The sequence below is a fragment of the Blastococcus sp. SYSU DS0552 genome (genome assembly GCF_054050815.1).
This window is the reverse complement of sequence record NZ_JBJHAB010000005.1, coordinates 19,413-44,077: the sequence shown is the minus strand read 5'-3', so window position 1 is coordinate 44,077 and position 24,665 is coordinate 19,413. Positions and strand designations below refer to the sequence as shown.

At 73.8% G+C, this 24,665-nt stretch carries 20 protein-coding genes; 3 read left to right on the top strand and 17 right to left on the bottom strand.

Annotated features, from left to right (window positions below; all coding sequences use genetic code 11):
- Positions 1 to 118: 118 nt before the first annotated feature.
- The 9 genes from ACI8AG_RS06430 to ACI8AG_RS06390 form a co-directional block, all read right to left on the bottom strand.
- Entirely contained in the window at positions 119 to 1,093 is a 975-nt protein-coding gene (locus ACI8AG_RS06430; protein WP_456596348.1) for a ferritin-like domain-containing protein, read from the bottom strand.
- Between the two features lie 149 nt (positions 1,094 to 1,242).
- Positions 1,243 to 1,461 carry a hypothetical protein gene (locus tag ACI8AG_RS06425; protein WP_456596347.1) on the bottom strand — a complete coding sequence of 73 codons (219 nt, stop codon included), beginning with the start codon at positions 1,459 to 1,461 and terminating at the stop codon, positions 1,243 to 1,245.
- Positions 1,462 to 1,668: 207 nt separating this feature from the next.
- Positions 1,669 to 2,460 carry an enoyl-CoA hydratase/isomerase family protein gene (locus tag ACI8AG_RS06420; protein ID WP_456596346.1) on the bottom strand — a complete coding sequence of 264 codons (792 nt, stop codon included), beginning with the start codon at positions 2,458 to 2,460 and terminating at the stop codon, positions 1,669 to 1,671.
- Between the two features lie 33 nt (positions 2,461 to 2,493).
- Positions 2,494 to 3,357, bottom strand: a complete 864-nt coding sequence (locus ACI8AG_RS06415; protein WP_456596345.1) for a glycerate kinase — start codon at positions 3,355 to 3,357, stop codon at positions 2,494 to 2,496.
- A complete protein-coding gene (locus ACI8AG_RS06410; protein ID WP_456596344.1) occupies positions 3,276 to 3,668 on the bottom strand; it encodes a glycerate kinase in 393 nt (130 codons plus the stop codon). Before ACI8AG_RS06410 ends, ACI8AG_RS06415 begins: the two co-directional genes overlap by 82 nt.
- Complete coding sequence (gene larA / locus ACI8AG_RS06405; RefSeq protein WP_456596343.1) at positions 3,611 to 4,891, bottom strand: nickel-dependent lactate racemase; 1,281 nt, start codon at positions 4,889 to 4,891, stop codon at positions 3,611 to 3,613. Before larA ends, ACI8AG_RS06410 begins: the two co-directional genes overlap by 58 nt.
- Before the next feature lie 31 nt (positions 4,892 to 4,922).
- Complete coding sequence (locus ACI8AG_RS06400; RefSeq protein WP_456596342.1) at positions 4,923 to 5,807, bottom strand: fumarylacetoacetate hydrolase family protein; 885 nt, start codon at positions 5,805 to 5,807, stop codon at positions 4,923 to 4,925.
- A 14-nt stretch (positions 5,808 to 5,821) separates the two neighbouring features.
- Positions 5,822 to 6,940, bottom strand: coding sequence for a cupin domain-containing protein (locus ACI8AG_RS06395; RefSeq protein WP_456596341.1), 1,119 nt, complete (start codon positions 6,938 to 6,940; stop codon positions 5,822 to 5,824).
- Positions 6,941 to 6,977: 37 nt separating this feature from the next.
- A complete protein-coding gene (locus ACI8AG_RS06390; RefSeq protein WP_456596340.1) occupies positions 6,978 to 8,156 on the bottom strand; it encodes a hypothetical protein in 1,179 nt (392 codons plus the stop codon).
- A gap of 314 nt (positions 8,157 to 8,470) precedes the next feature.
- Between ACI8AG_RS06390 and ACI8AG_RS06385 the strand changes: the two genes are divergently transcribed.
- Positions 8,471 to 9,001, top strand: coding sequence for a flavin reductase family protein (locus ACI8AG_RS06385; protein WP_456596339.1), 531 nt, complete (start codon positions 8,471 to 8,473; stop codon positions 8,999 to 9,001).
- A 29-nt stretch (positions 9,002 to 9,030) separates the two neighbouring features.
- On the top strand, positions 9,031 to 10,014 hold the full coding sequence (locus ACI8AG_RS06380; RefSeq protein ID WP_456596338.1) for an alcohol dehydrogenase catalytic domain-containing protein: 984 nt from the start codon (positions 9,031 to 9,033) through the stop codon (positions 10,012 to 10,014).
- A gap of 30 nt (positions 10,015 to 10,044) precedes the next feature.
- Here ACI8AG_RS06380 and ACI8AG_RS06375 read toward each other — a convergent pair whose 3' ends face one another.
- From ACI8AG_RS06375 to ACI8AG_RS06340, 8 genes are all read right to left on the bottom strand, one after another.
- Entirely contained in the window at positions 10,045 to 11,697 is a 1,653-nt protein-coding gene (locus ACI8AG_RS06375; protein ID WP_456596337.1) for a thiamine pyrophosphate-binding protein, read from the bottom strand.
- 5 nt (positions 11,698 to 11,702) lie between these two features.
- Positions 11,703 to 12,521: an ABC transporter ATP-binding protein gene (locus ACI8AG_RS06370; protein WP_456596336.1), complete on the bottom strand. Its 819-nt coding sequence runs from the start codon at positions 12,519 to 12,521 to the stop codon at positions 11,703 to 11,705.
- Between the two features lie 53 nt (positions 12,522 to 12,574).
- Entirely contained in the window at positions 12,575 to 13,471 is an 897-nt protein-coding gene (locus ACI8AG_RS06365) for an ABC transporter permease (RefSeq protein WP_456596335.1), read from the bottom strand.
- Entirely contained in the window at positions 13,468 to 14,277 is an 810-nt protein-coding gene (locus ACI8AG_RS06360) for an ABC transporter permease (RefSeq protein ID WP_456596334.1), read from the bottom strand. The genes ACI8AG_RS06365 and ACI8AG_RS06360 overlap by 4 nt, the downstream gene beginning before the upstream one ends.
- 71 nt (positions 14,278 to 14,348) lie before the next feature.
- Positions 14,349 to 15,353 (bottom strand): ABC transporter substrate-binding protein, encoded by a 1,005-nt coding sequence (locus ACI8AG_RS06355; RefSeq protein WP_456596502.1) that lies wholly within the window; start codon positions 15,351 to 15,353, stop codon positions 14,349 to 14,351.
- 176 nt (positions 15,354 to 15,529) lie between these two features.
- Positions 15,530 to 16,387: an SDR family NAD(P)-dependent oxidoreductase gene (locus ACI8AG_RS06350; protein WP_456596333.1), complete on the bottom strand. Its 858-nt coding sequence runs from the start codon at positions 16,385 to 16,387 to the stop codon at positions 15,530 to 15,532.
- Entirely contained in the window at positions 16,380 to 17,336 is a 957-nt protein-coding gene (locus ACI8AG_RS06345; RefSeq protein WP_456596332.1) for a LysR family transcriptional regulator, read from the bottom strand. Before ACI8AG_RS06345 ends, ACI8AG_RS06350 begins: the two co-directional genes overlap by 8 nt.
- A 13-nt stretch (positions 17,337 to 17,349) precedes the next feature.
- Positions 17,350 to 18,156: an alpha/beta fold hydrolase gene (locus tag ACI8AG_RS06340; RefSeq protein ID WP_456596331.1), complete on the bottom strand. Its 807-nt coding sequence runs from the start codon at positions 18,154 to 18,156 to the stop codon at positions 17,350 to 17,352.
- Between the two features lie 479 nt (positions 18,157 to 18,635).
- On the opposite strand from ACI8AG_RS06340, the gene ACI8AG_RS06335 reads away from it, so the two are divergent.
- On the top strand, positions 18,636 to 24,593 hold the full coding sequence (locus ACI8AG_RS06335) for a DUF4011 domain-containing protein (protein ID WP_456596330.1): 5,958 nt from the start codon (positions 18,636 to 18,638) through the stop codon (positions 24,591 to 24,593).
- The last annotated feature ends 72 nt before the right edge of the window (positions 24,594 to 24,665 follow it).

Genomic DNA, 24,665 nt, shown 5'->3' with positions numbered 1-24,665 from the left:
CGGGATTTCACCCACGCGGAGGGCCCGCACCCCCCGTGGGGATGCGGGCCCTCCGCGTGCTGGCCCCGTCCCGAGGCTCACCCCGAGCCTGCGAGGGTGAGGAGGACGGGGTCCTCTTTCACTTGTCGACGCCGACGGCTTCCTTGGCCAGGGCGGCCAGCTGCGTCTGCGCGGCGCTCGCCACGTTCGACCGGTTCTTGTGGGTCTCCTCGTAGCGGATGATCACGTTGACGTCGTGCGGCGTCTTCAGCTGCTTGATCGCCTTGACGGCGTCCTGCACCGACATCGAGTCGTAGCCCTTGATCGGCAGCTCGTCGGCGGTGACGTCGCCCAGCTCCTCGCGGGTGGCCCGGGCGGCGTCGGCAGCGTCCTGGTTGCCCTCGCGCTGCGCGATCCGCTCGGCGCGGCGCAGCGAGGCGGCGCGGCCGACGGTGAGGGTCTCGCGGACGGCCCCGGTGAGCGCCGACGCGCGGTCACCCGCGGCGGAGAACCGGTCGGAGGTCTCCTCACCGGCGTGCCGCACGGTGTCGACGGCGTGGTTGACCGTGTTGGCCCAGAAGCGGACCGGCGCGTTGACGCCACGGGCCACGGCACCGGCGACCTTCTGCACCGGGGTGGCGACGAGCGCGGCCGGGCCGCCCAGGGCCTCCTCGGCCAGGACCACGGTGAGCCACTCGACGGTCGCCTGGTGCGCCTCGACGAGCTTCTCGGCCAGGCGCTGGGTCTCGACGTCACCGGCGGTCTCGGCGAGCACCTTGAGGTAGGTGGCGCGGTCGAGCAGCTGGTGCTCGAGCTGCAGGTCCTGCAGGAGCGCCTCCTCGATGGAGGTCGACTGCTCGAAGGTGGCCTTGAGGGCGGCGGAGAGCCGGCCGACGACCGGCGTCACGACGTCGGGGACACCACCGAGGGCGCGCAGCCGCTCGGTGATCTCGAGCGTGCGGGCCGCGGCGTTGTCGGCGTTCTGGGTGAGCTCCCGACGGACGGCGTCGGTGCGGGCCTGGCTGATCCGCGTCCGTGCGATCTGCTCCTCGGTCTGCGTGAGCAGGACGAGGGCGCGCAACTGGTTGATCATCTTGGCGTTGTTGTCGGTCATGGGGGATGCAGCTCCAGAGATCGAGGATGACCTGACGTCTCTGTGTGTGCCCCGGATCCTCCGCGTGCTAACAAGAGCAAGCGGATTGCTAGCAGTGAGCCTCGTCACCCGGACGGGTGACGAGGCCCTGACCGCGACGGCCGCTCGGCTCAGCCGGCCTGGGCCGGCAGGTTCTCCTGGGCGTGCGCGCGCCGCGGCCGGACGTCGAAGCGCAGCACCGGCTGGGTCATGTCGTCGGTGACCTCGTAGGGCGGGCGCGGGGCCAGGCGGACCGGGCGGGGCGGCAGCGACGACGGCGGCATGGTCTTGCCGCAGCCGACGCAGTAGCGGCCTCGCTGGTGCACGGCTCCGCAGTGCGCGCAGTTCATGTCGTCTCCTCGGGGTCGGTACCGGCACGGACAGGCGGACCCTCGCAGGCCGCACCCCCGGGTTGCAGCCAGATCTGACGGGTGGGACGAGCCGTTACCCGAACGTCATGAGCGACCCGTTTCCGAATTCCGCTCCCCGGGACCTGCCTCGTGCGCGGATCGGCAGATCCGGGCCGCGGACCTGGCGATCCGCGCCCACGGTCGGGTTCAGCGGCCGGTCCAGCGGGGCGGGCGCTTCTCCAGCCGGGCGGCGATCCCCTCGGCGCGGTCCTCGCTGAGGTAGGGGTTGGGGCCGACGTCGAGCCGCAGCCCCTGCCAGAGCGGCAGCTCCAGCGCCTTGATCGCGGTCTCCTTCATCCGCCGGACGGAGATCGGCGCGTTGCCGGCGATCCGGTCGGCCAGCTCCAGCGCCGCGGGCAGCACCTCGTCGGGCGCGACCAGCCGGTTCACCAGCCCCCAGCGCTGGGCCTCCGTGGCGTCGATCGGGTCGCCGGTGAACAGCAGCTCCAGCGCGATGCCGACCGGGATCCGCTTGGGGAGCACGACCGAGCCGAAGTTCGCTCCCATGCCGATCGCCGCCTCGGGCAGGGCGAAGCGGACCGCCGGCGAGGCGATCCGGAGGTCGCAGGCGAGCGCCAGCTCGAACCCGCCGGCGACCGCCGGGCCGTTGAGGGCGGCGAGCACCGGGACGGGCGTCTCGGTGACGACCTCGAACACCGACCGCGCCGGCCGGTTCATCGGCGGCCGGAACCGCTCGCCCCGCTGGTCGGCGGCGCGGATCTCCTTCAGGTCGAACCCGGCGCAGAACGCCGGCCCGGTGCCGGTGAGGACGACTGCGCGCACGCCTTCCTCGACGACCCGCAGCAGCTCCTCCACGAGGTCGGCCTGCAGCTCGGTGGAGAGCGCGTTGCGCCGCTCGGGCCGGTCGAGGGTGAGCACACGGACGTGCCCGCGCTCCTCGACGATGAGTCCGGACCCGTGGCGCCTCAGCTCGCTCATGCGCTGCAACATCCGGCCCAGCGGCCGTCCACGTCAAACCGACCGGTACGCCAGATCCCGGCCGATCTCCTCCAGGAGGGTGGCGGCCTCACCCATGGCCCGGGCCTCGTCGCCGCCGGCCTGGTCCACGAGCGCCCGGCAGCCGGAGATGCCGGCCGCGGCGAGCCGCTCCGCGGGGACGTCGCACTGCCCGCTGACCGCGATGACCGGCACCCCCCGCGGGGTGCGGCGCGCGCCCCCGACCGGCGCCTTGCCGTGCAGGCTCGACTCGTCGAGCCGCCCCTCCCCCACCACCACCAGGCGCGCGCTGCGCAGGTGGGTGTCAGACCCGAGCCGGTCGAGGACGACGTCGATGCCGGGCCGGCGGGTCGCGCCGAGCACGGCGAGCGCGGCGAGCGCGGCGAACCCGGTGCCGCCGGCCGCCCCGGCGCCGGGGGCCCCGGACAGGTCGCGGCCGACGGCCACGGCGACGCGATCAGCCCAGCGCGCCAGCCCTTCCTCGAGGATGACCACGTCGGCGGGCCCCGCCCCCTTCTGCGGGCCGAAGACCGCCGCGGCGCCGTGCGGGCCGAGCAGCGGGTTGACGACGTCGCTGGCCAGGGTGACGGTGCACAACCCCAGTCGTGGGTCGAGGCCGGTCAGGTCCAGCCGGTCGACGCCGGCCAGGGCGGCGCCTCCGGGCGGCACCTCATCCCCGGCGGCGTCCAGCACGTGGGCGCCGAGGGCCTGCAGCACCCCGGCCCCACCGTCGGTCGTGGCGCTCCCGCCGACGCCGAGCACCAGATCGCGGCAGCCCAGGTCGAGGGCCGCGGCGATCAGCTCTCCGGTGCCCCGGGTCCCCGCGGTGAGCGGCTGCGGCCGGCCGTCCAGCAGAGCGAGCCCAGACGCCTGGGCCATCTCGACACGGCCGAGCCGCCGTGGACGGCGAGCACGGCCTCCACGGGACGCCCGTCGGGACCCGTCACCCGCGCCGGGACCGGCCGCGCGCCCGCGGCCACGAATGCGTCGACGGTGCCCTCCCCGCCGTCGGCCACGGGGAGGACCACCGCCTCTACGCCGCCGGATCGCAGCCCCCGTGCCAGCGCCTCGCCCGCCTCCCGCGCCGTCAGTGAGCCCCGAAACTTGTCTAGGCAGACGACTACCGGCCCGGTCAGCGCCCGGCTCCCCGGACGTAGGGGATGGTCTGCGGCCCCTCGGGGAGCACGCACACCCGGGCGCCGGGGCCCACCGCGGCCACCTCCTCGGCGACCGCCGCGCCGATGTCGGCGGTCTGGGCCAGGTGCGCAGAAGCCAGCTCCGCGTCGGACAGGTACGAGGTGTGCATGACCACGCGCGCCGAGCTTTGAATCCGCGCCTGAATCTGCACCTGCCACTGGTCGGGCACCGTCTTCTCACGGCCGCCGATCATGTCCAGCAGCTCCTGCGGCGAGCCGGCCGATGTGAGCACCTCGCGGTAGGAGCCGTGGTCGGGGAAGCCGTCGACGCACTCGGCGGCGCAGACGATGAGCCCGTCGGCCCGGACCACCTGCGCAGCGGCGGACATGCCCTTGACCGACTGGTACAGGTTCTGGTCCAGAGGGAATCCCGAGCCCGTCGTCACTACCACGTCGAACGGGGCCTCCACCGGCGCCATCGCCACCTCGCGCGCCCGCTCGGTAGCGGCGGCGTGCATGGCCAGGAGGTCGCCGCCGAAGGCCTCGATCACCTGCTGCTCGCGGTTGAGGATCACGTCGAAGGCGAACGTGACGCCGGTGGCGGCCGCGATCGCGCGGACGTCGTCGTGTACCGGGTTCCCGACCGTGATGCCCCAGGTGGCGCGCGGGTCGCCGATGCGGCGGGCGTCGTGCAGGACGAGCACCGTCTCCAGCGCCGCCAGCCCGGGGGCGACCATCTTCGGCCCGCCCGAGAAGCCGGCGAAGAAGTGCGGCTCGACGAACCCGGTGGTGATCCGGACGTCGGCGCCCACCCACAGCTCGTTGAGCCACACCGGGACCCCATCGCCGAACGTGCCGACGAACCGGTGGGTGTCCCCGGCGCGGGAGTCGTGGTTGACGATCCGCACACTGTCGACGACGGCGTCGCCGAACATCGCCCGCAGCTCGGCCTCGGTGTTGGCCCGGTGGGTGCCGGTGGCCACCAGGACGACGACGTCGTCGAGGTCGACGATCCCGTCGAGCTCCTCCAGTACGGCGGGGATCATCAGGTGCCGCGGCTGGGCACGGGTGCCGTCGCATGCGGAGATCGCCACGGTTTGCCCGCGCCGCACCCGGTCCCGCAGCGGCGGGCCGGCCACCGGCTCCCGCAGCGCCCGGCGCAGCTCGCCGGCCACGTCCGGGGCAGCCGGGGTGTGCCGGGGGGTGATCACCGCGGCGCCGCGCGGCAGGTCCACGGTCAGCCCGGTGCGCCCGTAGGACAGGGTCACCTGCTGCACGTGCGGCCCTCCCCCCGACGGCTCCCGGCCATCAGACCACCTGGACGGTCATAGAGCCGATCCGGCTGATGCTCATCTCCAACTTCTCCCCCGCCGCGATGGGGCCGACCCCCGGAGGGGCGCCGGTGAACAGCACGTCGCCCGGCTGCAGCGTCATGATCGTCGAGGCGTAGGCCACGATGTGCGGCACCGGGGTGAGCAGGTCGCGGGTGTTCACCGACTGCCGGACCTCGCCGCCGCAGGTGAGCAGGATGTCGAGGTCCGAGCCGTCCCCGACCTCGTCGGTGGTGACCAGCCACGGCCCGAGCGGCGAGAAGGTGTCGTAGCTCTTCCGCTTCGAGCGGTCCGCCGCGCTACGGACGGTGATGTCCAGACCGGCGGTGAAGCCGAACACGTGCTCCGTCGCCTGCTCGACCGGGATGTCCTTGCCCCCGGTGCCGATGACGATGACCAGCTCGGACTCGTGGTGCACCTCGTGCCCGGCCCGCACCACCTCCGGCGGGAGGACGACGTCCGCGCCCGGCCCGACGATCGACGACGTCGACTTGAGGAAGACGTCGAACTCCATCATCCAGGCCTCGACGCGACCCAGCGTCCGCTCCTGCACCTCGTGCATCTCGGCGACGTGGTCGCCGTAGTTGCTGGCCGCCGCGAGCACCTTGGACGGCGCCAGCACGGGGGCGCGGAGCGTCACCTCGGCCAGCGGCCGCGGGGTGCCCGAGGCCGCAGCGGCCTCGAGCGCCGGGCGGACGGCGGCGAAGTCGCGGCACAGCGCCCGCCACCAGCCGGCGGTCAGCGGGTCGGGGTCGTGCGGCCACGGCAGGGTGCCGGTGACGTCGACGACCGCCTGGCCGTCGCCGACGACGACCCCCAGCCGGGCCGCGCCCTGGGCCGAGTCGAACAGGGCCAGCTTCACGTGTGCGGTTCCTTTCAGCGGGCGGAGAAGACGTCGGTGACGGTCTGGGGCTCGGGCAGCACCTCGCGGCGGGCGATCCCCAGCGCGCGCAGCACCGGCTCGTCGGTGACGACGAACAGATCGGCCTGCTCGTCGGAAAGGTGCTCGACGGCGCACCAGGAAGGGACGACGAACATGTCGCCGGGCCCCCAGTCGAAGCGCTGGCCCTCGATGACGCTGGACCCGGAGCCGCTGAAGACGACGTAGATCGCGTTGCCCGCGCGCCGCACCGGGGCGCTGTGGCCGCCGGCGCGGACCCGGTGCACCAGGCAGCTCATCGTAGGCAACACGCTGGCACCGGTCTCGGGGTCGACGTACTCCAGCTCCAGGAGCGGGGCGTCGGTGGTGGCGGCGAGCCGCTCGAGCTCGGCGGCGGTGTCCGCCCAGCGGTAGTTCATCAGCTCGCTGTGCCGCGGGCTCAGCGTGTCCTGCACCTGCCCGGCGACGTAGCGCACGCCGTCGGGGTGCAGCCGCTCGGAGACGTTGTGCTCGGCCGGCTCGGGCTGGCTCTCCCCCGGGCCCGGGTACTCCTCGAAGAACACGCCGTCGAGCGCCTCGACCATCGGCAGGTCCAGGCCGTCGAACCAGAACATCTCCGAGTCGCCGCCGTTGGTGTGGTCGTGCCAGTTCATCGACGGCGTGAGCACCAGGTCACCGGGGCACATGTCGCAGGCGTCGCCGTCCACCGTCGTCCACACGCCCTCGCCCTCCAGGACGAAGCGGATCGCGCCGGGGGTGTGCCGGTGCGCCGGGGCGACCTCCCGCGGGCCGAGGCACTGCAGCGCGCCCCACAGCGTGCCGACCGCGTACGGCCGGCCGCCGAGGCCGGGGTTCTGCAGCGAGAGCACCCGCCGCTCGCCGCCGCGCTCGACGGGGACCAGCTGGATCGACCGGCGGGCCAGCGGCTTCATCGTCCCGGCCGACCACAGCCACGGCACGGCCTTCGGCTTGGGCGTGGGCGTGAGCAGCTGCTCGGTGATGGTCCACAGCGGCCGCAGGTCCACCGCGGCGAGGTCGCGGTAGAGCGCCTGGAGCTTCTGCTCCTCGTCGGCCGCGGCCAGCGGGACGACGGCGGGGTCGGTGTCGATGCTCATCGGAAAACTCCTTCGGTCTCGGGGCGGCGGGCGGCGGTCACTTGAGGTTGAAGTGCACCCAGCGCTTGCCCTCGGCCAGCCCGGCGAGCTCGCGCCCGGCGGCGCGCAGGATCATCGGCGACGACGAGATGTGCTGCGTGCCGCCGTGGACGTCGCGGAACAGGCGCTGGACGGTCCCCCGGCGCAGGGCCTCGGTGCCCATGTTCGTGTAGACGAACTGGGCGATGGCGTGGGTGGACCAGGTGGCGTTGTTGAGGGCGACCCGGTTGAGCGTCTCCAGCCGCAGCGGGATCTCGCCCCCCGTCGCCAGGACGTCCTCGATCTCCTCCCACACCTCGTACAGCAGGGCGGAGGCGGCCCGCAGCTTCACCTCGGCCTGCGCGTACTGCTCGTGGAAGCTCTCGCTGTCGGCCTGCCCGCCCGGCCGGCCCGCCTTGGCGCGGACGGACCCGCTGAGCTCGTCGAGCAGGCGTCGGCCGACGCCCAGCGCCCAGGCGCCGTGGTTGATGCTGGCGAAGTTACCGATGCCGATGCGGTAGAGGTTGCCGCCGGTCACGGGCTCGCGGCTCAGCGACGGGTAGCTCCAGTTTGAGGGGACGAAGCAGTCCTGCAGCGTGTAGTCGATGCTGCCGGTGCCGCGCAGCCCCATCACATCCCAGTTCTCGACGAAGGTCACCTGCTCAACCGGGACGATGAAGAACCGCGTCTCACCGGTCTCGGTGTCGGCGGCCGCGGTGTGCAGGTGGGTGGAGTGCTTGATGCCGGAGGCGAACGCCCACGCGCCGCTGACGAGGTGGCCGCCCTCGACGGGCACCGCGGTGCCCGGGCGCGTGCCCTGGCCGGCGATGCCCAGCCGCGGGGTGGCGAACAGCTCGCGGGCGGTGTCCTCGTCGAAGAACGCGCCGGCCAGGCCGGTGGCCATGCCGATGGCCATGGTTACCCAGCCGGTCGAGGGGTCGGCGTGGGAGAGCACCCGGAAGAGGTCCATCGACTCGCGGGGGCTCATCTCGGCGCCGCCGAGCGCCTTCGGCGTGAACACCGACATCGCCCCGCTGGCGTAGAGCGCCTCGATCACCGGCTCGGCGATGCGGCCCTCGCGGTCGTTGGCCTCGCCGAAGCCGTCGATGAGGTCGTGCAGGCCCTCGGCCTCGCGGATGATCTGCGCGGCGTCGCGCGCGGCGGCCGGCTGGGCCGGCTTCGCTTCTACCGTCGTCATGTGCCACTCCTGTGTGGTCGGAAGACAAACGCGGACGTACCGCGGAACCGACGCCGAATCTATGGCAGGAACCACAGGAACTCGATGCCCCGGTGATAGTGACCGGTGCGCCGGAGATTCCTCCTCGGAATGAGCGATCGATGGCCATTCGGGAAATCGCGGAATTGCTGGGTCCCGGAGCCTCATGCGCGTCGGTTATCACAGCAAGTGAACAGCTATTGGAGATCGGGCGCACCCGTGACGTAGACAGGGTCGGACGGATTTTGTCGACCCGCGTCCCGCTTCCCGCGGCGGCGCGGACGGAAGGAGCCCGGATGACGATCGAGGCCACGGTGCCCACGCCGGCCGCCCCCGATCCGCACGCCTTCCGCGCCGTGTGCGGGACCTTCGCGACAGGGGTCACCGTCGTCACCGCCGAGGGCCCCGACGGCCCGCACGGCGGCACGGTGAACGCTTTCACCTCGTTGTCCGCCGACCCGCCCCAGATCATCGTCTGCCTGGCCAAGCACTCCCGGACGTGGCAGGCCGTCGCCGCCTCCGGCGCCTTCGCCGTCAACATCCTCTCCGCCGCCCAGCAGGACGTGGCACGGCTGTTCGCCTCCAGCGAGCCGGGCAAGATGTCGCGCGTCGAGTGGGCGCCGGCGGAGAACGGCGCCCCGCTGCTCGACGGGGTCGTCTCCTCGATCGAGTGCACGCTGACCGCTGCCTTCGAGCAGGCGACCCACATGCTGCTGATCGGCTCGGTGACCGGCGCCACCCACCACGCCGACCGCGAGCCGCTCATCTTCTTCCGCAGCACCATGCACGAGGGGCTGACCCCCGGCGGCGGGGAGACCGGCGCGTGAAAGCCCTGCGGTGGGGTGGTCCGGACCGGATGGCCATCGGCGAGGTCGACGAGCCGGTCGCCGCCCCCGGGGACGCGCTCGTCGACGTCCACCGCGTGGGCATCTGCGGCTCCGACGTGACCGCGTACCGCGGCCGCATGGGGATCGCCCGCCCCGGTGACGTCCGCGGCCACGAGTTCTCCGGGGTTGTCAGCGCGGTCGGCAGCGAGGCCGACGTGGCCTGGGTGGGTCGCCGGGTGGCGGTCAACTCGCAGGTGACCTGCGGCGCGTGCCCCGCCTGCCGCCGGGGCGAGGACAACCTCTGCCCGGACCTTCAGATCATCGGCGTGCACCGGGCGGGCGCGCTCGCCGAGCGGGTCGTCGTGCCGGTCCGCAACCTCGCCGCCGTCGACGACGCGGTGACACCCGAGATGGCCGCGACCGCCGAGCCGCTCGCGCAGGCGTGCCACGACGTACGGCTCGCCCTGCAGGGGCGGACCCGGTCGGCGCTGGTGATCGGTGCGGGTTCCATCGGCGGGCTGGTCGTCCACGCAGCGTGCCTGCTCGGCCTGGACCGCGTCGTCGTCGCCGACCCCGACCCGGACCGGCGGGCGGCCGCCCTGGCCGCCGGTGCCGCGGCCGCGGTGGCCGACGTGGCCACGGCCGGCGAGCACGCGGCGGGCCTCCCCGAGGCCGGGTACGACGCGGTGTTCGACGTGGTCGGCACGCAGGAGACCCGCTCCGCCGCGGTCGACCTGGTCCGGCGCGGCGGCCGCGTGATCATGGTCGGGCTGCACACTGACGTCACCGAGCTGTCCTGGTTCCCGGTGATCCGCCGCGAGGTGACGATCGTCGGCGCCAACTGCTTCGACCGGGGCGACTTCGAGCTGGCCGTCGGCTGGCTGCAGGAGGGCCGCGTCCGGCCGCCGGAGACCGTCGCGCACGTGTCGCTGGACGAGGGGCCGCAGGCGTTCGCGGACCTCGCGGCCGGCCGGGTGCGCGCGGCGAAGACCTTCGTCCGGCTCGCCGACTGACGACCACGCCCGGCCCCGGGACGACCCGGGTCAGGCGTGGTCGTAGAGCGGGTTCCGCACGTCGCGGCTGATGTGGCAGTCCAGGAACAGGGGACCGGCCGCGCGGTCCCAGCCCTCGACGGCCCCGGCCAGGTCGGCGGTCTCGCGGACCGCGATCGCCTGGGCGCCCATGCCACGCGCGGCGGCGGCCAGGTCGGCGTAGCCGAAGACGGCCTGCTCGGGCGGGACGCCCCAGTCCTTCATGTGGGCGAGCTCCGAGCCGGCGGCGCCGTCGTTCATGCAGACGACGACCAGCGGCAGCCGCTCGCGCACAGCGAGCTCGAGGTCGCCCATCGTCAGGTAGAAGCCGCAGTCGCCGATGACCAGGACCGACTGCGTCCCGGGCTCGGCGATCGCCCCGGCGGCGGCCGCGCCCAGCGCGCTGCCGACCGCCCCGAACTCGGGCAACCAGACGAGCGATCCCGGCCGGTCATGGGTCATGTGCACGATCGGGAAGCCGCCGAAGTGCCCGTTGTCGAGGAATACCCGGCGCGGGCGCGGCAGCACCCGGTCGAGGGCGGCGCTCAGCGCCCGCGGGTCGATGCGGCCGGGCGCCGAGACGTCCTCGAACCCCGCCACCGGCGGCGCGACGGCGGGCGACCGGTCCCCGGTCCGCCCGGCGAACGCCGCGCCGAGCCGCTCCACCACCTCCCGCGCGTCGCCGAGGACGGCGACCTGCGGCCGGTCGTAGGCGGTGAACGCGGCGGCCGCCCGGTCGACGTGGACGATGGTCGCGCCGGCGAGGAACTGCGACCGGCGGGTGTGGAAGAAGTTGAGCGACGTGCCGACGGCGACCAGGCAGTCGGCGTCGGCGATCACGGCGGCCGCCTCGGGCGTCGAAAACCCGCCGAGGATGCCGAGGTCGGCCGGGTGGCCGGCGAACAGCCCCAGCGCGCGGACCGTCGTCGCCAGGTGGGCGCCGGTGAGCTCGGCGAGCCGCACGAGGGCCGGGCCCGCCCCGGCCTCGACCGCGCCCCGGCCGGCCACGACCAGCGGCCGGCGCGCGGCCAGGAGCGCCTCGGCGGCGGCGGCGAGGTCGGCCTCGGGGGCGGGCTCCGGGTCGGGCGGCGGCCCGGCGAGCACCGGCGCCGGCCCGGCCGGCAGCAGGTCGATGCCGGCCGGCAGGACGAGGACCACGGGCCGCTGCTCGCGCAGGGCCAGGTCGTGCGCGTCGACGAGGTCCTGCGCGGCGGTCTCCCCCGTCGCGCGGACCGTGGCGATGCCCACCGGGTCGAGCAGCAGCACCGGGTCCAGGCCCTGGACGCCCGCGGCGAACGGCGACTGCCGGACGTCGAGCCCCGACGAGTCCGACGTCAGCATGACCACCGCCGAGCGCGCGCGGTCGGCCGTGAGCAGGGCGGTCAGGGTGTTGGTGAAGCCCGGCCCCTGGGTCACGGTGCACCAGCCGACCCGGCCGGTGACCCGCGCCCACCCGTCGGCCGCCCCGACGGCACCGTTCTCGTGCCGCAGGTGGTGCACCGCCACGCCGTGCCCGGTGGCCAGGTGGTGGATCAACCGGACGTTGCCCGCCCCCATCAGCGTGAAGAGGTCGGTCATCCCCAGGCCGGTCAGGGTGGCCGCGACCTGCTCGACGACGGTCGTCGTGGACCCGGGGGCCTCCGTGCGGAGCGGCGTCGTCGTCACGGGGGTCAGTGCGGCATGACCAGGGAGAGGAGGTGCTTGCGCAGGTCCAGGAACGTCTCGCTGGACCGCGTCGCGACCTGCTCCCGCTGGCTGCCAAGGGGCACGTCCACGATCTCGCGGACCCGGCTCGGGGAGCCGGAAAGCACCACGATCCGGTCGGAGAGGTAGATCGCCTCGTCTATGTCGTGGGTGACGAGGACGACGGTGATCCCGAGCTCCGTGCGCACCCGGAGGATGAGGTCCTCGAGGTCGAAGCGCGTCTGGGCGTCGACGGAGGCGAACGGCTCGTCCATCAGCAGCAGGTCGGGCTTGTAGGACAGTGTGCGCGCGATCGCCACGCGCTGCTGCATGCCGCCGGAGAGCTGCCAGGGGTACTGCTTCTCGACGTGGCCGAGCCCGACCGCGTGCAGCACCTCCTGCACCCGCTGGGCCCGCTCGGCCTTGGGCACCCCGCGGGCCTTGAGCGGCAGCGCGATGTTGGCGCCGTTGGTGAACCACGGGAACAGCGAGCGGCCGTAGTCTTGGAACACCACGCCGAGCTGGTCGGGCACGGAGGTCAGCCGGGCGCCCTCGAACTCGACCGAACCGCGGCTGGGCGAGGCCAGGCCGGAGATGCAGCGCAGCAGGGTCGTCTTGCCCGCACCGCTGGGGCCGACGACGCAGACGAACTCGCCCTTGCGGATCGAGAAGGTGACCTCGTCGATGGCCATGCGCTCGTCCGGCTTGCCGACGTTAAAGACCTTCCGCAGCCCGCGGACGTCCAGGACGGGCGTGTCGGGGCCGGCGGGCGTCGTGCCGCCTTCGGTGGCGAGGGTCTGGGTCATGCCGTCTCCGATCCGGTGGGGGGTGGTGCGAGGGAAGGGTGCGGGGGCGCCGGTCACGGGGCTCCCCCTCCGACGGCGCGCGAGCCGTAGTACCAGGCGAGCACGCGGTGCTCGACCGCCACGAACAGGTAGTTGAGGAGCGTGCCGATCACCGAGAGGATGAGGATGCCCGTCCACATCGTCGTGATCGCGAAGACCGTCTGGGCCTGCAGGATGAAGTAGCCGATGCCCTCCTGGGCCGCGACCATCTCGCTGACCACCATCAGGATGATCGAGACCTGGAGGCTGGCCCGCAGGCCCGCGGCAATCTGCGGCGAGGCACCGGGCAGGACCACCTGCCAGACGGTGCGCAGGGCGCTGAAGCGCATCGCCCGGGCCGTGTCGAACTTGACCTGGTCGATGCCGCGCATCCCGTCGAGGGTGTTCAGCAGCGCCGGCCAGGTGGCGCCGAATGCGATCAGGGCGATCTGCCGCATCTCGCCCAGGCCGAACAGCGCGATCATCGCCGGCAGCAGCGCGGGGGCGGGCAGCACGTACAGGAAGTAGACGATCGGCGAGGTGGCGCTGCGCACAACGGGCAACCGCCACAGCAGCGCACCGCCCGCGACGCCGATCAGCGAACCGGCGACGAAGCCGAGCGCGAGGTTGCGCAGGCTCGGCAGCAGCTGCAGCTTCGCGTCGCCGGCGATCCACTCCTCGTGGAGCTCCTCGACGATGGCCGACAGCGGCGGGAAGTACGGCGACGTGCTGTTCGCCGAGAGGAACCACCAGGTCACGAGGATCGTGACCGGCAGCCAGACCGCGAGCGCGAACCGCTGCCAGCGAGGTCGGCCGCTGCGGGCCCGCGCGGGCGCCGGGGAGTCCTTCGGGCGGTGCGCCCCCGGGAGGGCGCCCGCCGGCGAGGCGACCTCCGTGCTCGGTGCGGCGGTGCCGGTCGTCGCGGCGGTCATCGGGCCCCCAGCTCGTTGTTGCGTGCGTTGCGCTGGCTCTCGTGCCAGTGCATGCCCTTCTTCTCCAGGAGGAAGAAGGCGCCGGTCAGCAGGACGCCCAGGAAGCCCGAGACCAGGATGTAGGCGTACATGGTCGGGTAGGACGTGACGCCGCCGTTGCGGGCGATGAGGATCGCCCGGCCGATGCCCTCGGCGCCGCCGACCAGCTCGGAGACGACGGCGAGGATGAGCGCGCTGGCCGACGCGATGCGCAGACCGGTGGCGATGTAGGGCGAGGCGCTCGGGATGGTCACGGTGAGGAAGCGGCGGAACCCCCGGACGCCCAGGGCCCGCGCGGTGTCGCTGACCGTGGGATCGGTGGACCGCACGCCGTAGATCACCTGGACGACCAGCGGCCAGAAGGCGGCAAAGGCGACCAGGAAGACCTTCATCTCGAGGGTGGACCCGAGGACGAGGATCACCAGCGGCAGGATGGCGATGGCGGGGATCGCCTTGAAGATCTCGATGACGCTGGCCGCGCTGCGGTACGCGATGTCGCTGGCCGCCAGCGCCGAGCCGACGGAGATGGCGAGGACCGCGGCGATCGAAAGGCCGATGGCCCAGCCCTGGAGGGTCGCCCCCACGGCGGTCCACAGCGCCTCGGTCGCCAGGGCGGTGACCAGCGCCTCCAGGGTCTTGCTCATGGTGGGGAACTGGTCGGGCCGGAAGAGACCCGAGGCGGTGACCGCCTGCCAGATCCCGAGCACGAGCAGCAGGGTGACAACCGGGGGCAGCACCGGCCGGGCGTACCGGGCGATCGCGTTCATGGGGACCTCTCTGTCGCTCTGGCCGGGGAGGGCGGCGCCGGCGCGGCCCCGCCCTCCCCCGTGAGTCGTTGCTAGTAATCCAGCGCCGGTTCCCAGACGTACTCCTCCACCGGCGGCAGGTCCTCCAGGCCGGCGAACTTCCGGAGCAGCTCCTGGACCGTCTCGAAGCCCTCGGTGTCCAGGGCCGGGTCGCACGTGGTGCACCAGGTGGCCGCCTCGGCAGCCTCCGGGGTCAGGCCCATGTGCTCGACCAGCGTGGCGCGCGCGTCCTCCACGTTCTCGGCCGCGTGCTCCTGGGACTCGACCATCGCCTTGGCGAAGCCTTCGACGAGGGCCTCGTTCTCGGCGATCAGCTGCTCGCTGGTGAGGAACAGACCGACGGCCTGGTCGGCGAACAGCTCGACGTTGGGCTTGGCGACCACCGTGGAGCCGTCGGCGAGGGCCTCGGCGATGAACGGGCTCTGGACGACGGCGGCGTCGACGTCGCCGGCGGCCAGCGCGGCCGGCATCTGGCCGAAGGGCATCTGGACCAGCTGGATGGTGTTGACGTCGACGCCCTCGCGCTCGGCCAGCTCCTGCGCGGCCAGGGTGTTCAGCGACGAGAGCCCGATGACGGCCAGCGTCTTGCCGCCGAGGTCACCGGGGCCCTCGATGCCGGAGTTGGGGCCGGCGACCAGGGCGTTGCCCATGTCATCGGCCTCCTCCGAGGCCTGCTGGCCGTCGGGGGTCGCGATGGCCTTCACCGGGATGTTGTTGTCCCGGGCGTTGATCAGGTGGACGACGGTGGCGAACCCGAAGTCGTACTGGCCGCTGGCCAGGCCCGAGATGATCGCCGCGATATCGGTCTGCGGCACGAGCTCGAGTTCGAGCCCGTGCTCCTCAAAGATGCCGTCCTCCATGCCGAGGAACAGCGGGGCGAACTGCGACGCCGGGTTGAAGGCGACCTGGACGGTCGTGACCCCGCCGCTCCCGGTCGAGCCGGACGCGTCGGAACCTCCCTCGTCACCGCCGCCGCACGCCGTCAGGGACAGGAGCACGGCCGCCCCCGCTGCCGTCGCGGCCCGGAGCCGTTGCATGCTTCTCACAGACGTACCTCTCCATCGTCGTTGATGCGGATCCCCGGGTGCGGAAATCCCCGCCGGAATGCGGCGACAGGACAATGACATGCCGGGTGTTGCAGCTCACAGTAGTCGGCGGAAGATTTGCCGGTCGGATCAATAAAGCATTACGTGATAACGCTCAGCACTCAGCCTCAGACCGAGTTCCGGCCGGTCGTCGCGCCCCCGTCGACGACCAGAACCGACCCGGTTACATAACTGGATGCTGGCGACGCCAGGAAAAGCGCCATGCCTTCCACCTCAGAAGGGTCCGCCAGCCGTTTCAGGGCGGCCGCGCGGGCGAATTCCTCGACGACTCCCGACCGGCCCGGGTTGTTCGAGCCGATGTTGGTCACGAAGGCGCCGGGGGCGATCGCGTTGACCAGGATCCCGCGGCCGGCCAGCTCGATCGCGGCGTTGCGCACGAGCGCCACGACGCCGGCCTTCGTCGCGGTGTAGGCGTAGCCCACGAGGGGGTCGGCGCGGACCCCGGCGAGCGAGGACGTGACCACGATGCGGCCGTAGCCGGTCGTCATGGACTGGGCGGCCGCGCGCACCGTGTTCAGCACCCCGGTGAGGTTGACGTCGAGCACGCGCTGCCACCGCTGGTCGTCGACGGCGTCGAGCCGCCCCTCCGGCAGCACCGGCCCGGGGCCGGCGGAGATCCCGGCGTTGGCGAAGGCGACGTGCAGGCCGCTGCCCCACTGCGCCGCCGTCGCCATGAGGTCGTCGACGGCAGCGGGGTCGGTGACGTCGGCGACGGCGCCGTGGACGTCGCACCCCTCCTTCTGGAGCGCCTCGGTCGCCTCCTCCACGCGCTCGCGGTCGACGTCGGCCAGCGTCACCCGGGCGCCGTTGCGCGCCAGCACCCGGGCCATCGCGAGGCCCAGCCCGCTGCCGGCACCGGTGACGACCGCGCCGAGCCCGTCCACGCGGAATAGGTGCTGGGCGAGGGAGTCCTCGGGGCTGCGGACGGTGTCGGGCGTGGTCGTCGGTCCAGGGTGCTCAGGCACCGCGGCTCACCTCCGGGGCGGCGTGGGGGGTGGGCGGGGTGGCGGCCCGGGGCACCGGGGTGCGGCCGCCGGCTTCCCACGGCCGCAGCCGGAGGAAGTTGTCGAGGACGGTGGCCCGCGGACCGGAGTGCCACATCGCCCCCATGGTCAGCTTGAGCCGGTCACCCTCGATGGGGACGTAGGCCACGTTGTGCTGGGGGGCCAGCCGCGCCGAGGAGGGCGCGAACGCCACGCCCAGCCCCCCGGCGACGAGGCCGATCGCGACCGAGGTGCTGTTGACCTCGTGCGCCACGCGCGGGCTGAAGCCGGCCGAGTTGCAGGCCGCGACGTAGTAGTCGTGCAGCTCCGGCTCCACCTTGCGGTCGATCAGGACGGTGTCCTCACCGGCAATCTCCTCGAGGCGCACGGACGCCTGCGTGGCGAGCCGATGCCCCTTCGGGACGACGAGGGAGACCGGCTCCTCGCTGAGGACCTCGGTGGCCAGGTCGGGCCGCGCGACGGTGGGCAGCCGGGTGAACGCGAAATGCATGCTCCGGCTGGCGATCCGCTCGACCGCCGTCCGGCTGGTGGCCTCCGACAGGGTAAGCAGGACGCCCGGGTAGTGCTGCCGGAACACCCGCAGCGACCGCGGCAGCAGATCGGCCAGGGCCGGCTGGATGAACCCGATGTTGAGCCGGCCGACCTCGCCGCGGCTCACCGCCCGCGCGCGCACCATCGCGCCGTCGGCGTGGGCCAGGACCTCGGTGGCCTCCTCGAGGAACACTCGGCCCGCCTCGGTGAGCATGACGTGCCGGCGGTCGCGCTCTAGCAGCGGCACCCCGAGCTCCCGCTCGAGCGCGCTGATCTGCTTGCTCAGCGCCGGCTGGACGATGTGCAGCTTCTCCGCGGCCTTCCGGAAGTGCAGTTCCTCGGCGACGGTGACGAAGTAGCGCAGGTGGCGGAGCTCCACGAACCCTCCCGGGTCAGACGGCGGGCACGCCAAGGCCGGCGTGCGCGAGGAAGGCGTCGGGCCGCTCCACGTGCGGCAGGTGACCGGCACCGGGCACGACCGCCAGCTGGGTATGCGGGATCGCCGCGGTCCAGGCGCGGGCGTGGGAGACGGGGATAATCCGGTCGTCCTCGCCCCAGATCAGCCGCACCGGCATCCGCAGGGCGGCGGCACGGCGGGGCAGCGCCGGGTCGTGCATGTAGGGGTCGCCGGCGAGCCGCCGGGCGGCCTCGCGGTTGCGCCGGTCCCGCTCAACCGCGACCGGGTCCATGTCCAGGGCGCGACGTCGGGCGGCCTCCTGCATCTCGGCGCCGGAGAACGTCAGGGGCGCCGCCAGGTCGGGGGGGAGGTCGAGAACCTGCGGCGCCTCCTCCTCGGCCGGCATCCCGGCCGGGTCGATGAGCACCAGCCGGCCCACCCGCTCGGGGGCGAGCAGCGCCAGCTCCACGGCGACCCACCCGCCGAAGGAGCAGCCCACGACGTCGACGGCGTCGACCCCCAGCTCGTCGAGCAGCCGCAGGTGCACCCCGGCGACGTCCGCGGGGGTCGCGACGGCGAGGTCGTCGCTGCCGTTGAAGCCCGGATGGTCGGGACGGAGCACGCGGTGGGCGCGGGCCAGCTGCGCCAGCGCGGGCAGCCAGCCGCCGAGGTCGCCCACGCCGTGGAGGTAGAGCAGCGACGGCCCCTCGCCGTCGCGCAGGAGCCGGACGCGGCCGCTGTCGACGGCGACGAACGCCTCGTCGACCTGGATGGCCGGAGGAGTGGGAGGAACGGTCGCCATCGTGCTCCTTCAACTCGGCGGGCCAGCAGCCCGACGTGACGGTAAACACAGCGGCTGATGAGCGCTAATATCCCTTCGGCTCGCTGTGAGCACAACGAGTGATCACGCAGGCGACTCTCGCCCCGCTGGCCGCACGTCGTTACGGGGCTCGGGGGAGGGACTGCCCCTCCCGGCGAACTACTGCCCTCGGCCTAGGCCTGAGGCGTTGGGGCGACCGCGCGGCGACTTCCGGCTGGGTCGACGACGCTGTGCGGCGACCTGGTCGGCTCCTGCAAGCGAACCGGGCACGCGCCAGCCGCTGGCTCCCGGCCCCCCGGCCACTGGGGGGCGCACGCCATCGGCAGGACCGGCCGGGATCGGAACCATCGGGAGGCCGCCCATCCCTGCCCCCCAGCAACGATCGGGCTCTCCCGTCACATCCGCCCCTCCTGTCGGGGACCATGGGCGGACCAGTCCGTCCGACCCGGTAGACAGGTGACATGGAGAGCCCTGCCGACATCCAGCTCGGTGATGTCGTCGCGCCGCCGACGGTGGTCTCCATCGAGCTGACCTCCACGCCGGTGCTCAGCTACGCGCTGGCGCACAACCGCATCCCGGTCGTGTCGCGCCTGGCGCTCACCTCGCAGCGCTCGCTGCGCGGGGTCACCGTGCGCCTGTCGGTGCGCGACGCCGAGGGGCCGATCGCGCAGGCCGTCGAGCTGCTGGCCGACGTCGACGGCGGCCGCACCACGGTGCTCACCGGGATCGGCCTGGTCATGGACCCGGCCGCGATGCTGCACGTCGAGGAGCAGCGCCCCGGCGTCGTCGACGTCGAGGTGTGGCTCGACGACACGCTGATCGGCGAGGCCTCCGCGCCGGTGCAGGTCCTCGCCGCCAACCAGTGGCTGGCCACTCCCCTGCCGCTGGCGCTCGAGATGCTCGCCGCGCACGTCATGCCCAACCACCCCGCGGTGACCGGGCTGGTCACCGAGGCCGGCGAGCTGCTGGCGGAGCGGACCGGCAGCGGCGCCATGGTCGGCTACGCGGCCACCGCCGAGCGGGTGGACGAGGTGGTCGCGGCGCTGGCCGAGGTCGTGCGCCGCCGCGGGGTCCGCCACTCCGAGCCGCCGCTGAGCTGGGCCGACCTCGGCCAGCAGGTGCGCTCTCCCGGCGACGTCCTCACCTGGCGGGTGGCCACGCCCCTGGACGCCGTCGTCCTCCTCGCGGCGGCCCTCGAGCAGGCCGGCATCCGGCCGCTGCTCTGGCTGGCCGAGGGCCCCGGCGGGGTGCCGGCGGGCGGGGCGATGGCGGGCGGGGCGCACGCCTTCCTCGGCTACTGGCGGGAGGAGCGCAGCTCCGAGTCCGCCGCCACGACCGACGCCGCGCCGCTGGTCAACCTGGTCGACCTCGGGCTGATCGGCCTGGTCGAGACCACGCTGCTCACCGGCGCGGGCGAGCCCGGCGCCGACCTGCACGCCCCGGCGTACGAGCGCTGGCTCGCCGGCGAGCTCGAGCGCGTCCTCGGCGTCACCGACGTCCACCGCGCCCGGCGCGACGGCATCCTCCCGCTGCCGGCGCGCGCCCGGACGCCGGAGGGCCTGCTCCAGGTCGTGGAGTACCGGCCGGCCGAGCACAGCGCCCCGGCGTTCCCCGCCGGGCCGGTGCCGGCCCACCAGCCGAGCCGTCCCGAGGCGCCGCCCCGGGTGCAGCAGTGGAAGAACGCGCTGCTGGACCTGAGCCTGCGCAACCGGCTGATCAACTACACCGAGCGCGCCGGGCTGCCCCTCACGCTGCCGGGCACCGCGCTGCCGATCCTGGACAACTTCATCCACGACGGCACCCCGATCACGCTGCTGCCGGGCGACCGGCTGGCCGCCGTGCAGACCGAGCGCGGGCTCGCCGGCGCCGGGGACCTGCCCGCCGAGCGCCTCACCGAGCTGCTGGTCGAGCGGCGCGAGGTGCACGCCGACGTCACCTCCGGCGGGTACCTGCCCCGGCTGCGCAACCTCGCCTACCGGGCCAAGACGGTGCAGGAGGAGACCGGCGCCAACAACCTCTACCTGGCGCTCGGCTCGCTGGTGTGGGAGCTCGACGGCCGACCGCTGCGCTCCCCGCTGCTGCTGGTGCCGGTTGTCCTCGCGCCGGTCGGGCGCACCGGCTCCTACCGGCTGTCGCTGGACGAGTCGGGGGCGAGCACCCCGAACTACTGCCTCCTGGAGAAGCTGCGCCAGGTGCACGGCCTGGTGGTCCCGGCGCTGAGCGACACCGCGGAGAGCACCCCGGACCTCGAGCGCGCCCTGGAGGCGGTGCGGGTGGGCCTCGTCGGCCACGGCCTGCCCTACCGGGTCGAGGCGACGGCGGACCTGGCGATCCTGCAGTTCGCCAAGTACCGCCTGTGGAAGGACCTCGACGAGCACTGGGGCGACTTCAGCCGGAACCCGCTGGTGCACCACCTCGTGCACGAGCCGACCGAGCCCTTCCTCGACCCGGCGCGCGACTCCGGCGCCCACGTGGATCTCGACGAGCTCGCCGGCCGGCTGCCCGTCCCCGCCGACGCCTCCCAGCTGCGCGCGATCGCCGAGGCCACCGCCGGTCGCACCTTCGTGCTGGAGGGCCCGCCCGGCACCGGCAAGTCGCAGACCATCACCAACCTGCTCACCCGCGCGGTCGCCGACGGCAAGCGCGTGCTGTTCGTCGCCGAGAAGCGCGCCGCGCTCGACGTCGTGGCCCGTCGGCTGGACGCCGTGGGCATGGGCATGTTCGCCCTCGACCTGCACGACAAGGGGTCGCGCGCGTCGATGGTCCGGGCGCAGATCCGGCTGGCGCTGGAGCACGCGATCGCCGTCGACGAGCAGGGGCTGGCCACCGACTCGGAGACGCTGCGCTCGGCCCGCCGGCAGCTGGCCCGCTACGCCGACCGGCTGCACGCCGAGAACGCCGTCGGCCTGTCGCTGTACAGCGCGCGCACCGCGGAGCTCACCGCCGGCACCGACGTCCCGGCGCTCCCGGTGCCCGAGCCGTTCGTGGCCAACGCCCCGGCCGAGGTGCTGACCGCCGTCCGCCGGGCGCTGGCGCTGCTGCCCGACATCGCCGACCTCACCCGGCCGTCGCCGCGGCACCCGTGGGCGTTCGTCGACTCCCCCGAGATCGACCTGCCGGCGGCCCGCGCGGCCGCGGCCGAGGTCGACGCGGCGGTCCGCGAGGTGTCCGGGTTCCCCGAGCTCGGCGGCGTGCTCCGCCACGTCCGGACGCCGGAGGACCTCGACGCGCTGGTGCACCTGCTCTCGGGCCCCCCGGTGGGCCTCGACGTGCTCGACGAGACGTTCAGCGGCCGCTGGACCACGGCGACCGGCGCGGTGCTCGGCGAGGTCGCCGCCTTCACCGCGTTCCGGCACCCCGGTCTCGACGTCGCGACCCCCGAGGTGCTGGCGCTGCCCCTGGCCGAGATCTACGTCCGCGCGCAGACGGCCGCGGCCTCCGGGTGGTGGGGCCGCCGGAAGCGGCTGGTCGCGGTGCGCGACGAGATCGCCGCCGCCCTGCGACCGGGGACGAAGGTGCGGCCCAGGGACGTCCCGCTGCTGGTGGAGAACCTGTGGCGGGTGCAGACGGCGGTGCAGGCGATCGCCGGCCGGGTCGGATCCGTGCCGGGGCTGACCGCGCCGCCGAGCTGGAACCCCTTCACCGACCCCGGGCTGCTCGAGCGCCAGGTGGAGTGGCTGCGCCGCGCCGGCATCGCCGTCGACGGGTCCTCGCCCTTCCACGTAGCGCTGCGCAAGCTGATCGTCGCCGGCATGCCCGCCGCACCGGAGCCCGCCGAAGCCGTCGCGCGGCTGCGCGACGCCCTCACGTCGCTGCTGGCCGTCTGCCGCAGCTCGTCGGACCAGCTCGCCGCCTGGGCCGGTGAGGACGGCCTGGTGCTCCGCTGGTCGATGACCCGCCCGGAGCGCGGCCTGCTGACCCCGTCCGGGTCCGGCGCGGAGCGCTCGGTGCTCGTGTCCCTGCGCCGCTGGGTCTCCTTCCTCGACACCCTGGAGCCGCTGCGCTACGCCGGGCTCTTCGACGCCCGGACGATGCTGATCACCGGCGCCGTCGCGGCCGACGACGCGGTGCGCGCGCTGGACCGCGGCCTGGCGACCGCGTCGGTGGCCGAGCGGCTGGTCGCCACCGGGCTGGACGCCTTCGACGCCGAGGCCCACGAGGCGGCGATCGCCCGGTTCACCGAGGCCTCGCGGGCCGTCCGCCAGCACCTGACGGCCGCGCTGCCGGCGTCGGTGCTGGCCGCGAGGCCCTTCGACGCCGCGATGGGCACCGGCCAGGTCGGCGCGCTGCAGCGGGAGCTGGCCAAGCAGCGGCGCGGCCTGGGCGTGCGGCAGCTGCTGGCCCGGTACGGGGAGCTGATCACCGCCGTCATGCCGTGCGTGCTGGTGTCGCCGGACTCGGTGGCCCGGTTCTTCCCGGCGCGGGCCGACCAGTTCGACCTGGTCGTCTTCGACGAGGCCTCGCAGATCCGGGTGGCCGACGCCATCGGGGCCCTGGGCCGGGCCCGGGCCGCCGTGGTGGTCGGTGACTCCAAGCAGATGCCGCCGACGTCGTTCCTCGAGCCGACGACCACGGCGAGCGACGACTCGGTGGAGCTGGTGGAGACCGCGGTCGAGGACGAGGAGTCGATCCTCGGCGAGTGCGTGCAGGCGCGGGTGCCGCGGCACTGGCTGTCGTGGCACTACCGCAGCCAGGACGAGTCGCTCATCGCCTTCTCCAACGCCCAGTACTACGACAGCCGGCTCTCCTCCTTCCCGGCGCCCACGCACGGGCGCGCCTCGGCCGAGCCCGACGGGCGAGGGGTCTCGCTGGTGCGGGTGCCCGGGACGTTCCACCGCTCGGGTGCCGGCCGGCTGCTGCGCACCAACCCGGTCGAGGCGAAGGCGATCGTCGCCGAGATCCGCCGCCGCTTCGACGCCGTTCCGCAGTGGGAGGGCATCGACGCCGTCCCCTCGATCGGCGTGGTCACCTTCAACGCCCAGCAGCGCTCCTACATCGAGGCGCTGCTGCGCGACGCCGACGACGACCGGCTCTCCGCCGCGCTCGACCGCACCGACGGCGAGGGCCTGTTCGTCAAGAACCTGGAGAACGTGCAGGGCGACGAGCGCGACGTCGTCTTCTTCTCCACCGGCTTCTCCCCCACCGCCGACGGCACGCTGCCGCTGAACTTCGGCCCGCTGAACCGGCAGGGCGGCGAGCGCCGGCTCAACGTGGCGATCACCCGGGCCCGGCGCCAGGTCGTCGTCTTCACCTCCTTCGACCCGGCGCAGCTGCGGGCCGAGGAGACCTCCTCGGTGGGCATCAAGCACCTGCGGGCCTACCTCGACATGGCCGAGCAGGGCACCGACGTGCTGCCGCGCTCACCGCGCTCGGCGGCGGTGGTCGACCGGCACCGCGAGCAGATCGCGGCCGCGCTGCGCGAGCGCGGGCTGGTCGTGCGCACCGACGTCGGCCTCTCGGAGTTCCGGATCGACCTGTCGATCAGTCGAGCCGCCGACCCGGAGACCCCGCTGATGGCTGTGCTGCTGGACGGGCCGGCGTGGGCGCGCCGCGGCACGGTCGGCGACCGGGACGGGCTGCCGCCGGAGGTGCTGGGCGACATGCTGCGCTGGCCGGTCGTCGAGCGGGTGTGGCTGCCGGCGTGGCTGGCCGATCCGGCCTCCGTCGTCGACCGGCTGGTCGCCGCTGTGGACGCCGCCCCCGCGGTCACCCGGCCGGCGCCCGAGCCGGTGCCGTTGCCCACCGCCGCCGTCGAGTCGTTCAAGGGCGTGGCCGCGCTGCGCTCCTCGGTGACCTCGATGGCGGTGCCGACAGCGACCGCCCGTCCGGCGCCCAAGGCGGCCGCGAGGAAGCCCACCGGACCGACCGCCCTGGAGGGCGAGACACCGTTCGTGCCGTGGATCCCCAAGACCGCCGGCGAGAAGTCGGTGCTCGACGAGCTGCCGGCCTCGAAGGCCGCGCGCGCGGTGCGCCGGGTGATGGTCGCCGGCATCAAGGCCGAGGGGCCGGTCCACGTGGACCGGCTGGCCAAGCTCACCGTGGGCGCGTTCGGGCTCAACCGGGCCACGGAGGCGCGCAAGCAGATGCTGCTGTCCCTGCTGCCGCCGTCGGCCGTCGACGGGGAGCACCTGTGGCCCGAGGGGATCGACCGGGCCACCTGGACCGGGTTCCGCCGGCAGGTGTCGAGCACCGACCGGCCGCTCGAGCACGTGGCACCGGAGGAGGTCGCGAACGCGATGGCGGCGCTGTGCCGGGCCGCCGCGGGGATGCAGCGCGAGGAGCTGCTGACCGCGACCGCCACGGTCTTCGGCTACAAGCGGCGCGCCGCCTCGGTGACGCCGGTGCTGGAGAAGGCGCTGGCCTGCGCACTGGACTCCGGCCGCCTCACCGAGCAGCCGACCGGCCTGCTGACCGCCTGACCCGGACGGGGGATGCAGGACGGAACCGCTTCGGTCGATTCCTTGAGAGCACAACGATTTCAAGGAGGAACG